General features: G+C 68.4%; 14 protein-coding genes. 4 read left to right on the top strand and 10 right to left on the bottom strand.

The features are described 5' to 3' along the window. Positions 1-6: 6 nt before the first annotated feature. The 5 genes from G539_RS0111245 to G539_RS24475 all read right to left on the bottom strand — a co-directional run bounded on the left by G539_RS0111245 (position 7) and on the right by G539_RS24475 (position 5,094). Positions 7-864, bottom strand: coding sequence for a carbohydrate ABC transporter permease (locus G539_RS0111245; protein ID WP_029075293.1), 858 nt, complete (start codon positions 862-864; stop codon positions 7-9). Continuing rightward, on the bottom strand, positions 864-1,799 hold the full coding sequence (locus tag G539_RS0111250) for a carbohydrate ABC transporter permease (RefSeq protein ID WP_029075294.1): 936 nt from the start codon (positions 1,797-1,799) through the stop codon (positions 864-866). Before G539_RS0111250 ends, G539_RS0111245 begins: the two co-directional genes overlap by 1 nt. Before the next feature lie 66 nt (positions 1,800-1,865). Continuing rightward, positions 1,866-3,065, bottom strand: coding sequence for an ABC transporter substrate-binding protein (locus G539_RS0111255; RefSeq protein ID WP_425402354.1), 1,200 nt, complete (start codon positions 3,063-3,065; stop codon positions 1,866-1,868). A 106-nt stretch (positions 3,066-3,171) separates the two neighbouring features. Then, entirely contained in the window at positions 3,172-4,224 is a 1,053-nt protein-coding gene (locus G539_RS0111260; protein WP_029075296.1) for a LacI family DNA-binding transcriptional regulator, read from the bottom strand. A gap of 195 nt (positions 4,225-4,419) precedes the next feature. Further along, positions 4,420-5,094, bottom strand: a complete 675-nt coding sequence (locus G539_RS24475) for an exopolysaccharide biosynthesis protein (RefSeq protein WP_169516637.1) — start codon at positions 5,092-5,094, stop codon at positions 4,420-4,422. A 214-nt stretch (positions 5,095-5,308) separates the two neighbouring features. Between G539_RS24475 and G539_RS0111270 the strand changes: the two genes are divergently transcribed. Next, the gene (locus G539_RS0111270) at positions 5,309-7,675 is read left to right on the top strand and encodes a DUF3772 domain-containing protein (RefSeq protein ID WP_169516638.1); all 2,367 of its coding nucleotides are present in this window, start codon (positions 5,309-5,311) and stop codon (positions 7,673-7,675) included. A 74-nt stretch (positions 7,676-7,749) separates the two neighbouring features. Continuing rightward, on the top strand, positions 7,750-8,355 hold the full coding sequence (locus G539_RS24480; RefSeq protein ID WP_029075298.1) for a CAP domain-containing protein: 606 nt from the start codon (positions 7,750-7,752) through the stop codon (positions 8,353-8,355). 44 nt (positions 8,356-8,399) lie between these two features. On the opposite strand, the gene G539_RS0111280 is transcribed toward G539_RS24480, so the two are convergent. Beyond that, a complete protein-coding gene (locus G539_RS0111280) occupies positions 8,400-9,293 on the bottom strand; it encodes a LysR family transcriptional regulator (protein ID WP_029075299.1) in 894 nt (297 codons plus the stop codon). A gap of 83 nt (positions 9,294-9,376) precedes the next feature. Between G539_RS0111280 and G539_RS0111285 the strand changes: the two genes are divergently transcribed. Then, positions 9,377-10,417 carry a YeiH family protein gene (locus G539_RS0111285; RefSeq protein WP_051231295.1) on the top strand — a complete coding sequence of 347 codons (1,041 nt, stop codon included), beginning with the start codon at positions 9,377-9,379 and terminating at the stop codon, positions 10,415-10,417. On the opposite strand, the gene G539_RS24485 is transcribed toward G539_RS0111285, so the two are convergent. Together G539_RS24485 and G539_RS0111295 are read right to left on the bottom strand one after the other, a co-directional pair. Continuing rightward, a complete protein-coding gene (locus G539_RS24485; RefSeq protein WP_051231296.1) occupies positions 10,380-11,480 on the bottom strand; it encodes a GNAT family N-acetyltransferase in 1,101 nt (366 codons plus the stop codon). The genes G539_RS0111285 and G539_RS24485 overlap by 38 nt on opposite strands. Then, positions 11,480-12,919 (bottom strand): lipopolysaccharide biosynthesis protein, encoded by a 1,440-nt coding sequence (locus G539_RS0111295; RefSeq protein ID WP_029075301.1) that lies wholly within the window; start codon positions 12,917-12,919, stop codon positions 11,480-11,482. The genes G539_RS24485 and G539_RS0111295 overlap by 1 nt, the downstream gene beginning before the upstream one ends. 143 nt (positions 12,920-13,062) lie before the next feature. Between G539_RS0111295 and G539_RS0111300 the strand changes: the two genes are divergently transcribed. After that, positions 13,063-13,356 (top strand): sulfurtransferase TusA family protein, encoded by a 294-nt coding sequence (locus G539_RS0111300; RefSeq protein ID WP_051231297.1) that lies wholly within the window; start codon positions 13,063-13,065, stop codon positions 13,354-13,356. Here the strand turns inward: G539_RS0111300 and G539_RS0111305 are convergent. After that, entirely contained in the window at positions 13,353-13,883 is a 531-nt protein-coding gene (locus tag G539_RS0111305; protein WP_029075303.1) for an NADPH-dependent FMN reductase, read from the bottom strand. The two genes, G539_RS0111300 and G539_RS0111305, sit on opposite strands and share 4 nt — an antisense overlap. Before the next feature lie 71 nt (positions 13,884-13,954). Then, positions 13,955-14,221 (bottom strand): hypothetical protein, encoded by a 267-nt coding sequence (locus G539_RS0111310; protein WP_029075304.1) that lies wholly within the window; start codon positions 14,219-14,221, stop codon positions 13,955-13,957. Positions 14,222-14,250: the final 29 nt, after the last annotated feature.

Raw genomic sequence — 14,250 nt, forward strand, 5'->3', positions numbered from 1 at the left:
GGGGCGCTACTTCACCGCGCCGGCCGTCAGGCCGCGGATGTAGAAGCGCTGCAGGAGCAGGAAAAGGATCAGGCAGGGGATCATCATCACGGTGACGCCGGCCTGCACGGCGCCCCAGTCGATGGCGCCGAAGCGCCCCGACTGCACGGCCGTCATCATGATCGGCAGCGTGAACTTCGCCTGGTCGGTCATCAGCACGAGCGCCGCGAGGAACTCGTTCCAGGTGTTGAGGAAGGCGAAGAGCGCCACGGTGACGACGCCGGGCCAGACCAGCGGCAGCATGACCTTGGTCAGAAGCGCGAAGCTGCTGGCGCCGTCGATCCGCGCCGCTTCCTCGATCTCCTTCGGCACCGCGTCGAAGGCGTTGCGCATCATGAAGATCGAGAAGGGCAGCTGCAGCGTCACATAGACGAGGACGAGTCCGCTCAGCGTGTTCTGCAGTCCGAGCCAGGACAGGATCAGGAAGATCGGCGTCAGGATCGACTGGAACGGGATCATGATCGTCGACAGGATCAGCACGAAGAACAGGTTCTTGAACGGGAAGCGGAAGCGCGAGAAGCCGTAGCCGGCGAGCAGGCTGATCACGACGGTCAGCACCACGCTCGAGACCGCGACGAAGATGCTGTTCTGGGCGGAGTGCCAGAGGCCGGCGCCGAAGCTGTCGAGCGTGATGTAGTTCTGGATCGAGAAGCCGGTCGTCGGCCAGGGCGGGATCGGTGGCTGGCGCGCCTCGAGCGGCGGCTTGAAGGTCGAGAGGATCGTCCAGGCGATCGGCGCCAGGAAGAGGATCGACAGGAACAGGCCGGTGCCGTGCTCGCCGACGAGCCGGCCGATGCCGGCGCCGTTCCGGGATGCCTTGGCCATCACGTGCCCTCCGGATTGCGCAGCAGGCGGAGCTGGATCAGGCTCAGCGTGACGAGGATGACCAGCAGCACCATGGAGAGCGCGGCGCCGTAGCCGAGCTTGAAGGACACGAAGGACTGGTTGAAGATCCAGTAGACCGCCGTGATCGTGGAGTTGCGCGGGCCGCCGCGCAGCAGGATGTAGAACTGGTCGAAGGCGAGGATCGAGCCGGCGACCGAGAGGATCAGCGCCAGCGCCAGCGTGCGGCGCATCAAGGGCAGCGTGATCTGGCGGAAGCGCTGCCAGGCATTGGCGCCGTCGATCTTGGCAGCCTCCTGCAACTCGGTCGGGATCGACTGTAGCCCGGTCATCAGGATGATCATGGTGAAGCCCGCCACCTTCCAGACCACCATGACGATGATCGACCAGAAGGCGGGGTTGAAGGTCGCGAGCAGGTTGAACTTCTTCTCCGTCAGGCCGAGCTGCTGCGCCGCCGGGCTGAACAGGCCGCTGTCGACATTGAGCAGCCAGGCCCAGAGCAGGCTCGCCGAGGCGAAGCCGACCACGACCGGCATGAAGAAGGCGGTGCGGTAGACGCCGGTCATCGGCCGCGGCTTCTCGACGAACAGCGCCAGCGGGAAGGCGACCGCGAAGATCGCGATGGTGACGATCACCGTGTAGTAGAGCGTGAACTTCAGGGCGTTCCAGAAACGGACGTCCTTGGTGATGGCGATGTAGTTGTCGAGGCCGATGAAGCGGTGCTGACCCATCAGCGGCCAGTTGTGCAGCGACATCCAGACCGTCATGCCGAGCGGGATCACGAAGAACACCGTCACCAGGACGATGGCCGGGGCGATGTAGAGGAGGCCGACCCAATGGCCGCGGTCGATCTTCGACCGTCGTCTGGCGGGCGCGGCGGGCGTGACGACGCCCGCTTTGGCCGTGATCGATGACATGGCGTTCCCTCGCATGCGATGCGGTATGAGGGCGGGGGCGCTGGGCCCCCGCCGACCGAAGCGGCCTTATTGGCCGGTGCCCGCGTCGATGATCGACTGCATCGTCTCCTGCGCGTTGGCGATCGCGCCGTCGACGTCGTCGCCGTAGAACGCCTCGGAGACCAGCTGCGCCCAGGGGCCATTGGCCGAGTTGATGATGTCGTTGAACACCACCGAATAGGGCGTCCGGCCCTTGGCCATTGCCTCGGCCGCGATCTGGTAGCGCGGATCGAGATCCTTCAGCGCTTCCTTGGCGATGTCGCCGCGGACCGGCAGGCTACCGCGGCTGGCGAGCAGCGTCTGGCCCTCGAGCGAATAGGCGAAGTCGAGGAACTCCTTCAGCACGGCGAGCTTCGGCGTACCCTTGGTGACGACGAAATTGTCGCCGCCGGCGAAGGACGACCAGCCGCCATCCTTGCCCGGCAGGAAGGTGACGCCGTAGTCGATGTCCTTGTACTGGGTGTTAAGCGCGCCGATGGCGAAGGCGCCGGACGGGGCGATGCCGATCTTGCCGCCGGCGAAGGCGGCGAAGAAGTTGGCGCCGCTGTCGGTCTGCGCGCCCTCGGGCACGAGGCCCTTGGCGACCATGTCGCGATAGAAGTCGATCGCCTCGCGCAGCTTCGGATCGTTCAGCGTCGCCTTGGTGCCGTCCTCGGAGAGGACGTTGCCGCCCGACGCCCAGACCAGCGGCGTGAAGGTGAAGATGTTGCAGCCCGGGCAGGCGCCCGAGAAGTAGAAGCCCCTGATGTCGCCGCCGAGCGCGTTGACCTTCTCGGCCGCCGCCTCGATCTCGGCCCAGTTGGTCGGCCCCTTCTCGGGGTCGAGGCCGGCTTCCTTGAACAGCTTCTTGTTCCAGATCAGCACGGAGCTGTCGGCGGAGAAGGGCAGGCCGTAGATCCGGTCCTTGTAGGTGCCGGTGGTGACATGCGCCGGTGACAGATCCTTGAAGTAGGGCAGCGACTTGGCCCAGTCGGTGATGTCCTCGAGCTGGCCGGCGGCCGCGAAGGCGGGCGTGTAGATCAGGTCGAGCGACAGGCCGTCCGGCGCCGAGCCGCCGGCGGCGGAGGTCGCGTATTTCTGCACCAGCTCGGCGTTGGGGATGATGTCGAGCTTGATCTGGTTCTCGTGGCTCTTGTTGAAGGCTTCCACGATCTGCGGCATGAAGTTCGAGCCGTCGGCCCGGACCCAGATATTGGCGGTTTCGGCCGCGGAGGCGAGCGTCGTCATCGACACGAGCGCCGCCGTCGCGGCCAGAAGGCTAGTCAGCTTCTTCATGGTCTTCCTCCCTGCTTGTCCCCGATCCAGGCTCCTCCCGGGACCGTGACAGGTGGTCCTAGTCGCCCGGCGGACGACCGCATGACTGACGCACCACCAGGCGGCACGGCAGTTTCCGTATGCCCGGCTCGACGGGCTTGCCGTCGACGAGCGAAAGCAGCGTCAGCCCGGCCTCGCGGCCGAGCGCGGTCAGGTTCATGTCGACGGTGGTGAGGGGCGGGCGCGTGGCGGCGGCGACGATCTCCCAATTGTCGAAGCCGATGACGCCGACATCCTCCGGCACCCGCAGGCCGCGCTCGCGCAGCCCGTCGACGACGCCGCGGGCGATCTGGTCGTTACCGCAGAAGACGGCGTCCGGCGCTTCCTCCGCGTCGTCGTCGAACAATCGTGCCACGGCCTCGTGGCCCCAGGCCTCCGACCACGCGCCGGTCAGGACGCGCGCCCCGGCGAGGCCGTGTTCGGCCAGGACGGCGCGATAGGCGCCGGCGCGCTGGTGCACGACCGCGAAGGTCTCGGGCCCGGTGACGTGGACGATGCGGCGCCGGCCGAGCGCGATCAGGTGCTCGACGGCGAGGCGCGCGCCGCCCTCGTCGTCGGAAACGAAGGCGATCGAGTTCGGGTCGGGCTCGGTGAAGGCGTAGATGACGGGAATGCCGAGATCGGCGAGATCGACCGGCAGGTGGCGGTCGAGCCGCTTGCCGGAGGCGATGATGCCGTCGACGCGCTTCTCCAGCATGGCGTCGACATGCAGCTGGCCGAGGCGCGGGTCGTCCTCGACATTGCACAGGAAGACGGAGACGCCGTTGTCGAGCAGGGCCTCGGAGACACCGGCCATCACCGGCAGCGAGAAGCGGCCATAGGTGTCGTTGGTGAGCAGGCCGACGGTGAAGCTGCGCTGGCGCAGCAGGCTCTGCGCCAGGCTGTTCGGCCGGAAGCCGAGCTCGCGGGCGATGGCGCGGACGCGGGTGCGGGTCTCCTGCGTCATGCGGCCCTGGTCGTTCAGCGCCTTGGAGGCGGTGGCGACGCTGACGCCGGCGGCCACGGCGACGTCACGCAGCGTCACCGGCCGCTTGCGGGCGGTCTGGATCGGTCGGTCGCTGGCGTCGGTCATGCGTGGCTTCCTCGCAGTGCCGGCCGTTTGGACGGCCGATCTGAGAAAAGGTTTTCTCAATCCTCGAACAAAAAGGGCGGAAGGAACGGACCTACCGCCCGGCGGAGCTGAGAAAAGCTTTTCTCAGGGGAGGCTAGCACAGCTGGATCGAGGCGCAAGCGGCTTGTGCCGGGCGTGGCGAAAAAATCTGCGCCGTCAGATCTGGAGCTGGGTCCAGGCGTCGGACGTCCAGCGGTAGAGGAACATGGAGAGTTCTGCGCCGAAGAACACGATGGCCGAGTTCCAGGCGATCGCGACCGCCGACAGCAGCCATCCGATCAGCACGACGAGGCCGTCGCGCTCGATCAGGCCGAAGGCGAAGGCGATAACGGCGAGCGCCGGCAGCTGGTTGCCGAGCGGGATCGGCAGCAGGATCATCACCGCGTGCACGAAGATCGGAACGGCGAGGACGACATGCGCCAGCCGGCCGGAAAGAAGGCGCAGGCGCGGCCTCAGCATCCATTCGACGCGGCGGAACCACGGCGCCACCCACAGGCCGCCGGTGACGACGGGACCACGCGGCAGGCTGCGTTCCCGCAGCCAGCGCGGCAGCAGCAGCCGGTCCGCCCCGGTCAGGATCTGCAGGGCGAGGATGGCGAGCGCCGTGCCGAAGACGACACCGGTCGGCAGGCCCGGCACGGGAATGAAGGAGGGCAGCGCCAGCATCAGTACAGTCAGGCCGATGCCGGCTTCGCCCATCGCGTCCACCGTGTCGCCGAGCTTCACCCGCTCGCCCGTCAGCAGCGCATCCAGATTGGCCAGGATGTCCGATGCCGAACGCGCGCGCGGAGAATGGGCCGTTTCGGCATCGGGTGGGGCGTCATGGGGCAAGCGTCGGTCCTCGCGCGGCATATTGCGTCCCATATGGGATGCGTTGCCCGGCCTGCCAGCCGCGATCATTCGTCCGCCCTGTCATGGAGCGGCGGTCCGGCCTCGCTGCCGCGACGACAAAATTGGCCCGGAACTCCCTATTCTCGTCATCATTCATACTATAGCTGCAAGGTGCGATCCTCCCGGTAATGCGTCTGCCCAGCAGGAGATCTTCTTGTTTCACAAGTCCGCCCCCAACCGCCGTCGGGCTTCGCAGCCATGGCTGCGTCAAGGCCTTGGTGCGCTCCTGGTCGGTTTCATCTTCCTGGCTGTCATGGTGGGGGGGGCGGCTGCGCAGCTGGAGGATCCGCAGAAGCAGATCGACGTCTGGAATCTGGCGCTGGAAAAGATCGATGTCGCGATCGAGCAGGAAGGCACCACCGACGCGGACTTCAAGAACCTGAAGCAGCAGACGACCGAGATCATTGCCGCGGCGAATGTCATGGCCGAGGCGCTGACGCCGAAGGTGGCGGCGGCGACGACCCAGGTCGAACAGCTGAAGCCGACGGCGACCGATGCGCCGGAATCCGAGGCTGCCAAGCAGACCCGGGAGCAGGCCCAGCAGGAACTCGCCGATCTCGCCGGTTTCCAGAAGCAGGCCCTGGCCGTCGCAAGCCATGGCTCCTATGCGCTGTCGCAGATCAGCGAACGCCGGCGTACCCGCTTCACCGCGGCCCTGCTCGAGCGCAACACCAGCCTGATCGATCCCAGCCTCTGGGGCGACGCGGCGGGCGACGTGCCCGCGATCGCCAGCCGGACCGGCTCGGTCATCAGCGAATGGGCGAGCGTCGTCGGGAAGCAGGCCAATCGCTCCGTGGTGGCGATCTTCGTCGCCCTGCTCGCCGCCATCATCGTGGTGCTGGTGCCGGGGCGCCGCTTCCTGCTCTCCAAGCTGCGCCGGCCCGGCCTCGATCTCCAACCCAACACGCGCTCGAAGATCGTCTCGGCGGCGGCGATCGTCGCGGTGAATGTCTTCCTGCCGCTGGTCGTGCTGACCGGCGGGCACTCCATCCTGAAGGCGCTCGACCTGATGCCGTACCGGATCAGCCTGCTCTGGCTGGGTGCGACGGCGGCGGTCGTGTTCTTCTCGCTCGCCTTCGGCGTGGCGCGCGCGCTGCTCGCGCCGACGCGCGCCGCCTGGCGACTGATCTCGCTCGAAGACGCCGTCGCCACCCGCGCCTTCCGGCTGGCCGTGGCGATCGCCGCGCTGCAGGCGCTGGTCGTCGTGCACCAGAGCGTCGCGAAGGTGACGCTGGCCTCGCTGCCCTTCGTGATCGCGCTCGACGGCGCGGCGTCGATCGTCATCGCCGGCCTCGTGATCGCCATGGTTCGTGTGCTGACGCGGCGCCCCGATCCGTCGGAGGAGGAGCCCGACGATACCGACGCCGAGGAGTACGGCCTCGGCCGCCTCGCGCTGATGGCGGCCGGACTGGCCGCCGGCATCGCCATCCTGGCCTGCCTGATGGGCTATGTCGCGCTCGGGCGCTTCATCACCACGCAGATCGTCTGGATCACGGCGGTCCTGGCGCTGCTCTATCTGCTGCTGAAGCTCACCGACGAGCTGACGGCCGCATCGTTCAATCGCGACGGCTTGGTCGGCAGCCGGCTGATTTCGTCCGTCGGCTTCGCGCCGCGTTCCGTGACCCAGGTCGGCGTGCTGACCAATGGCGCCATCCATCTGGTGCTGATCGGCCTCGCCTTCCTCGCCATCGTGGCGCAGTGGGGCGTCGATTCCTCCGGCTTGTTCGGGACGATCCAGCAGCTGTTCCTCGGCTTCAAGATCGGCTCGCTCACCATCTCGCTGTCGACGCTCTTGACCGGCGTCGCGGTGTTCCTGATCGGTCTCCTGATCACGCGCAGCCTGCAGAACTGGCTCGACACGCGCTTCCTGCCGACGACGCGACTCGATTCCGGACTGCGCAACTCGATCCGCACTTCCTTCGGCTATGTCGGCATGATCATCGCGGCGACGCTGGCCTTCGGCTATGCCGGCCTCGACCTCTCCAACATCGCCATCGTCGCCGGCGCGCTCTCCGTCGGTATCGGTCTCGGCCTGCAGGCGATCGTGAACAATTTCGTCTCCGGCCTGATCCTTTTGGCCGAGCGGCCGATCCGGGCCGGCGACTGGATCACGGTAGGCGCCGAGGAGGGCACGGTGAAGCGCATCAATGTGCGCGCGACCGAGATCGAGACCTTCGACCGCGCCACGGTCATCGTGCCGAACTCGAGCCTGATCACCGGCATCGTCAAGAACATGGTGCTGCGCGACCGATCGGGCCGCATCACCGTGCCAGTGACGGTCAGCAAGCTCGCCGACGCCGAGCAGGTGAAGGCCATCCTGATCGAGTGCGCCAAGGCGCACACCCTCGTCCTGCGCTATCCGGAGCCGGTCGTGCTGTTCCTGAATTTCGGCGAGAAGGCGCTCGATTTCGAGCTGCGCTGCTATCTCGCCGACATCTCCGGCGGCGGGACGGTCAAGTCCGACCTTCGTTTTGCCATCCTGAGCCGGCTGAAGGAGGCGGAAATCGCCTTGCCCGGCTGACGCAGCGTTCGCAGTTCGTTTGCCATTTTCGTCTATGTCCTTCGTCGACGTTTCCTGACCCCCGAGGCCGTTCCATGATCACCTTCTCCCGGCGCATGCCCATGCTCCTTTCGGTGCTCGCCGCCGCCGCCGTGCTGGCCGGCTGCTCCGAGACCGTCGACACGCCGAAATCGCCCGTCTTCTACGACCGGATCGATGCCGCCGGCGCGACCGTCGATCCGCAGGCGGCGGCGAACCTGATTTCGGGTTATCGCGCCAATAAGGGCCTCGGCCCGGTCACCGTCGACCCGCTGCTGAACAAGATGGCGGCGGAGCAGGCCCGCGCCATGGCCAGGGCCGACAAGGTCAATCACGACGTCGGCGGCAGCTTCAAGCGTCGCCTCGCCGCGTCCGGTTTCGATGCGGGCCTGGCGGCGGAGAATGTCGGCGCCGGCTACCGCACGCTGGCGGAAGCCTTCTCCGGCTGGCGCGATTCCAAGCATCACAACGCCAACATGCTGAAGCCCGGCGTCACCCGGATCGGCATCGGCACGGCCTATGCGCCGAACAGCAAGTACAAGGTCTACTGGTCGCTGGTGCTGGCCAAGCCCTATGAGCGCCCACCGGTGGCCGGCGCCCAGCCGCTGCCGGCCGACGGCAGCACGGTCGTTTCGTTCGGTGGCGCCGTCGCCAACCGCTAGCCAGCGAACGCAGCGGGTCGCGCGAGGATGCGCGACCCGGGCTGCTAGCCGGCCTCCCGGCCATCCGGCAGCAGCGGATCGAGCGCCCGCGCCGCGCGGGAGCGGTAGCGCTCCTTGTGCCAGATCATGCTGAAGGCGCGCGGCGTCATGGTGAAGGCGGCGCGCGCCAGCGTGCCGGCGGCGATGTGCGGCGCGGCGGCGCGCTCGGAGATGACGGTCGCATGGCCGCCCATCTCGACGGCGGCGCGCACGGATTCATTGCTCGGCAGTTCCAGGTCGACGGTCAGGATATCCGGCGCGATGCCGCGCGCGGCCAGCGCCGCCTCGAACACCGAGCGCGTGCCGGAACCGCGTTCCCGCAGGATCCAGCGCGTCGCGGCCAGTTCCTGGGCGCCGACGTCGCGCGATGCCGCCAGAGGGTGGCCCGGCGCGGTGACGATGATCAGCCGGTCCTCGCCGACCTGCCGGCTGGCCAGCATCGGGTCGTCGATCAGGCCCTCGATGAAACCGATCTCCGCCGCGCCGTCATGCACGGCCCGCCGCACCGTCTCCGTGTTGCCGGCTCCAAGGCGGACATGGACAAGCGGATGCTCGGCGCGGAAACGGATCAGCGCCGGCGGCAGCCAGTAGCTGGCGATGGTCTGGCTGGCCTCGATCGTCAGCGTGCCGCGCATCGTGCCGCCGAGCTCCGACAGCGCCAGTTCCGCCGCCTCGGCCCGGGCCAGCGTCGCCCGGGCCTCGTCGAGGAAGATCCGGCCCGCCTCGGTCAGTTCGATCCTTCGTCCGACGCGATCGAACAGGCGCGCGTCATAGCGGTTCTCGAGGACATGGATGGCCGAACTGACGGCGGATGGCGTCAAGTGCAGGGCTTCGGCGGCGCGGGTGAGGTGCTCGCGCTCGGCGACGGCGACGAAAATCCGCAGTTGGTCGAGCGTCATGGCGTCTATCGTTCGATTGGATCGAATGAATGGTAATATATTTCGAGATGGATTGCATGTCGGGGCAATCGCATCTTGCCGATATGACCCAATTGGCACGTTCATTCTCCGCGCGCCTGCAATCGCTCGCTCCCGGCCTCGCCCTGACCGCTGCTGTCTCGGTGGCGGCGCTGGGGCTTCAGGCGCTCGAAGTCACCCTGTTCGGGCGCGCCTGGCTCGACGGCGTCGTGCTGGCGATCCTGATCGGCGTCGCGGTGCGCTCGCTCTGGGAACCGCACGCCGCCTTCCTGCCCGGCGTCAATTTCAGCGCCAAGACCCTGCTCGAGGTCGCGGTGATGCTGCTCGGCGCCTCGATCAGCGCGGCCGCGGTGGCGGCGCAGGGCATCAGCCTGCTGGTCGGCGTCGCCCTGGTGGTCGCCGCTGCCATCCTGGTCAGCTACGGCATCGGCAGGTTGCTGGGGCTGGAACGGCAGATGGCGATCCTGATCGCCTGCGGCAACTCGATCTGCGGCAACTCGGCCATCGCCGCCGCCGCGCCGGTCATCCGCGCCGATGGCGAGGACGTCGTCTCGGCGATCGCCTTCACGGCCGTGCTCGGCGTCGTCGTCGTGCTCGTCCTGCCGCTGCTGGCGCCGGTGTTCGGCCTCTCCGCGACGCAGTATGGCGCCTTCGCCGGCCTCACCGTCTATGCCGTGCCGCAAGTGCTGGCGGCGACCGCGCCGGTCTCGGCCGTCAGCCTGCAGATGGGGACGCTGGTCAAGCTGCTGCGCGTGCTGATGCTGGGCCCCGTCGTGCTCGTCCTTTCCCTGCTGGAAAGTCGTGCGGGCAAGGGGGCGGCCGGGGCCGGGCGGCTGCCGCTGCGCCACATGCTGCCCTGGTTCATTCTCGGCTTCGTCGCGCTCGGCATGCTCCGCTCGGCGGGCCTGTTGCCGGCCGAACTGGCCGCCCACGCCAGCACGGCGGCGAGCTTCCTGACCGTGCTCGCCATGGCGGCGCTCGGCCTCGGCGTCGATGTCCGCGCGGTGGCGCGGGCCGGTGTGCGGGTCACCGCGACCGTGATCCTGTCGCTGCTGACGCTCGGCGCGATCAGCCTGCTGGCGTTGCGGCTGCTGCAGATCGCCTGAGCTTCTTGCGCAGGGCGTGGACGGCGCGCCGGGCGAGAGGGCGAAGGCGCAGCTCCAGCCGCGCCAGCGCGATGCCGAGCCGATAGGCCGCGCTTCCGCCCCTGGGGCCGATCACCAGCATGCCGATCGCGAGCCGGTCGGGCCAGAGATGGTCGACCATCGGATGGTCGGCGATCGCGAGAGAATCCACCACGGCGATGGCGGGGTCGGCCTGCAGCCATTCCGAGGCGGCGAGCATCACGTGCACGCCGGGCGAGTAGCGGCCGAGCGCCTCGTCATAGGCGATCTTCCAGGTGACGGCCGTATCGCCGGACCGGAAGCTGACCAGCATGGCGATCGCCTTGCCGTCGAGCCGGATCGCATGGATGGCGACGTCGCCCCGCGCTCCCGCCTCGGCGACCGCCGCTTCCGCGAAGGCCTTTTCCGCCGGACGGAGGGCGAGGGCGGTGCCGCGCCGGCCCTTCCAGCCGCTCGCCTCCAGCGCGAAGAAATCCGCCAGCGCGCCGGGAAGCGCGTCGGCCGCCGTGACGTGCTCGATCGTGAGCGCGCCCATTTCCCCGAGCCGCCGCCTCTGCCGCGCCAGTTCCTTGCGCTTCTTGGCGGTCATCCCGCCCGCGACGTCCGTCGAGGCGCGCCGCAGCACGGCGCGGCGATGCGCGTCGAGGATCGTCACCGGCCGGCCCTGCCGCTCGGCCTCCTTGCGGAGGGCGGAAGCGACGGCGCCGTCGAGCGGCAGATAGGGGAATTCGAGGATACGGCGCCCGGGCCTGTCGCCGTCCATGGCGGCGATCAGCTCGGTCGCGGCGGCAGCGGGATCGCCGGCGTCGAAGCGCGGCGTGCCGAGCGGGCCCAGTCGATGCACCCAGGTCGCGATCGCCGGGACGAGGTGGCCGAGGCGCGTCGGGCGGATAGGCACCAATATGTTCGGCAGTCGAACCACGCGCACCCTGTCGTCGCCGAGGTGGTCGCGCGCGGCGTTCAGGATCGCATCCGAATAGAACGGGTTCTCCTCCGCCAGGCGCGGGGCGGCCGGCACGCCATTCGTAGGCGCCGCGCCGTCCATCAGGCCTGCTCGCCCTGTCGCGCGGCGAGCGTGATCGTGCCGCGCGAGCCAAGCACGTGGAAGATCGAACAGCGCAGCTTCAGCCGCCAGCGGACGGCGAGGTAGACGGCGAGCGTCTCCAGCCCCAGCGCGAGCGAGGTGGCGACGGCCGCGCCCATCAGGCCGAAATGCGGGATCAGCGAATAGTTCAGGATCAGGTTGACCAGGAAGGTGCCGGCATAGACGGCGGCGCAGACGCGCTGTTCGCCCGCCATGGTCAGGATGCTCTCCGCCGGGCCGATCGAGGCGCGGACGAGCAGGCCGATCGAGAACACGAAGATGAGCGGGAAGCCGGAAACGAAGCTTTCGCCGAACAGGGACAGCAGGAAGCGGCCGCAGACCAGCAGCACCAGCACGGCGGCGATCGACGGCCAGAAGGTCCAGTGCAGGGAATCGCGCACCGTCGCCTCGAAGCGGGCGCGGTCGCCGGAGGCGTAATATTGCGAGAAGCGCTGCATCGTGCCGGCGCGGACGGCGAAATAGACGAAATGCACCAGGGCGAGCGTCTTCACCGCGGCGAAATAGACGGCGACCTCTTCCGGCGCGCGCAGCTGGCCGACGATCAGGATGTCGACATTGGTCAGCAGGTTGAAGAAGCCCTCGACCAGGAAGATCGGGAACGCCACCGCCAGCCAGGTCAGCGAGCTGTAGCGGCGGAGGCCGGGCGGCACGACCCTGCGCGTCCGATAGGCGAGGGCCGCCATCTGCAGCAGGCTGGTCAGGTAGGTCGCGACGATCGCCGCTCCCATCGCCGTCGTCGCGTCCGGCAGGGCGCCCATTTCGAACGCCAGGAAGGTGAAGGCGATGATCAGCAGCGGGCGGATGATGAAGGTCGGCCCGAGCGCGAGATCCGCCCAGTTGAAGCCGCGCGCGAGGCCGTCCTGGATCTCGCCGATCGCCAGCATCGGCACGCAGATGGCGGCGAGATAGAGCGGCATCACGTAGTAGCTGGCGATCTGGTCGCGGAAGAGGGCGATGCCGGCGAGCCCGATCGCGGCGATCAGCGTCGCGGTGGCGAGCCCGTGCGCGCGACTGCCGATGACGATGCCGCGCAGGAGCGCCATGTCGTTGCGGGCGGCATATTCGGGGACGAAGCGGACCACCGCCGTCTGGATGCCGAGGCAGGCCAGGCCGCCGATGATCACGGCGCCGACCCAGACGACGACATAGACGCCATATTCGAAATCGCCCATCCAGCGCGCCAGCACGACCTGGCTCAGATAGGCGATGACGGCGCTGACGATGCGGATGGCGAAGGCTATCAGCGCCATGCGCTGCGCCACGGCGCGGTCGTCCCGGCCGGTCAGGATGCTGTCCCCGATTGCCGCGAAACGGGCGAGGCGCGGGCGCAGCGATGCGGGCGCCCAGCGTTCGACCAGTCCGATGAAGGATAGACGCACCGGTTGCCCCCTGAGCGGAATTGCGCCAAGCCGTCGCATCGGCCGGCCGGTCGGCGGAGCGTGTTATCTAGGGCGTCCTGCTTTAAGAAAGCGTTCGCCGCCACCTCTGGCGGGCCCACGCAATCTGGAGATCGCCTGAACCGATGACCGAGCCTGTCGAGATGGGGACCGAGACCGCCTGGCGCAGCGACCGAGTACTCGACGCGCGCGGGCTGGCCTGTCCGCTTCCGGTGCTGAAGGCGCGCAAGCTGATGGCGGGCATGGCCGAGGGCAAGCGGCTGCTGGTCGAGGCGACCGATCCGATGGCGGCGATTGACATCCCGCATCTCTGCCAGCAGGACGGCCATCGTCTGGTGCGCCAGGACCGAAGCGGCGCGGGCGATGCCGCGCTGCTGCGCTTCCTGATCGAGCGCGGGCCGGCCGTGTCGGAGGCCTAGGCTTCGCCGATCGCCGCGAGCAGGCGGTCGACACCGGCGACGATCTGGGGCCACAGGGCGCTGTCGGCCGCGATGGCCTCGGCGGTCAGACCCTTGGCCAGCAGCGCGACGGTAATGCCCGCCTCGTCGATCACCCGGCCCGACATCGTCGTCAGCACGAGGCGGAGTGCCGCCTGCGCGTCGGAGGCGCGTGGCGACGCGTTGAAGAGCGCGATCGGCTTGCCGGGAAACTCCGGGCCGCCGACCAGCCAGTCGAGCGCATTCTTGAAGGCGCCGGGAATGCCGCGCGCATATTCCGGGCAGGAGATCAGGATGGCGTCGGCGGCGCCGACGCGGCGGCGCAGATCGGCGACCTCTTCCGGCAGCCCGGCCTGCTCGACGTCCGGATTGAAGTGCGGCAGGCGGTCGATGGCCGTGAAGTGCTCGAAGCGCACGCCTTCCGGCGCCACCCGCTCCGCGGCGTCCAGCAGCGACCGGTTCGAGGATTGCGCGCGCAGGCTGCCGCAGAGTGTCAGGACGAGGGGCATGCCGGCTCCGAATCGGTTGGTTCCGAGGGGCCGGCATCATGGGCGCGAAGGGCGGGCGTGGCGAGGGCGCCTCACTGCAGATACTGGATCTTGCCGCTCTTGGTGACGATGCAGTTCAGTTCGCGGCCGTCGACGACGAGGCCGAATTCATAGCCGGCCTTGTGCGGCTTGGCGCGGCGGATCTGGATGTTGCCGCGCAGCGCGTTGTTGCTGGTGGCGGCCGCGTTGATGCAGATCGTCTGGGCCTGGCTCTTCGTGACCGCCAGCGCCTCGAGCGGCGCGAATGGCAAAACAAGGGCTGTCGCCGTGGCGGCGACCAAGAGCATCCTGATCGACATCTCCGTCTCCTTCCGGTTGCATCCTGGGC

It is taken from the genome of Kaistia adipata DSM 17808 (assembly GCF_000423225.1).
GTDB lineage: Bacteria > Pseudomonadota > Alphaproteobacteria > Rhizobiales > Kaistiaceae > Kaistia > Kaistia adipata.

Bases quoted from the DNA above. Each gene is read 5' to 3' on its own strand.
- G539_RS0111245 (WP_029075293.1), bottom strand. From the start codon at position 864: ATGGCCAAGGCATCCCGGAACGGCGCCGGCATCGGCCGGCTCGTCGGC.
- G539_RS0111250 (WP_029075294.1), bottom strand. From the start codon at position 1,799: ATGTCATCGATCACGGCCAAAGCGGGCGTCGTCACGCCCGCCGCGCCC.
- G539_RS0111255 (WP_425402354.1), bottom strand. From the start codon at position 3,065: ATGACGACGCTCGCCTCCGCGGCCGAAACCGCCAATATCTGGGTCCGG.
- G539_RS0111260 (WP_029075296.1), bottom strand. From the start codon at position 4,224: ATGACCGACGCCAGCGACCGACCGATCCAGACCGCCCGCAAGCGGCCG.
- G539_RS24480 (WP_029075298.1), top strand. From the start codon at position 7,750: ATGATCACCTTCTCCCGGCGCATGCCCATGCTCCTTTCGGTGCTCGCC.
- G539_RS0111280 (WP_029075299.1), bottom strand. From the start codon at position 9,293: ATGACGCTCGACCAACTGCGGATTTTCGTCGCCGTCGCCGAGCGCGAG.
- G539_RS0111285 (WP_051231295.1), top strand. From the start codon at position 9,377: ATGACCCAATTGGCACGTTCATTCTCCGCGCGCCTGCAATCGCTCGCT.
- G539_RS24485 (WP_051231296.1), bottom strand. From the start codon at position 11,480: ATGGACGGCGCGGCGCCTACGAATGGCGTGCCGGCCGCCCCGCGCCTG.
- G539_RS0111300 (WP_051231297.1), top strand. From the start codon at position 13,063: ATGACCGAGCCTGTCGAGATGGGGACCGAGACCGCCTGGCGCAGCGAC.
- G539_RS0111305 (WP_029075303.1), bottom strand. From the start codon at position 13,883: ATGCCCCTCGTCCTGACACTCTGCGGCAGCCTGCGCGCGCAATCCTCG.
- G539_RS0111310 (WP_029075304.1), bottom strand. From the start codon at position 14,221: ATGTCGATCAGGATGCTCTTGGTCGCCGCCACGGCGACAGCCCTTGTT.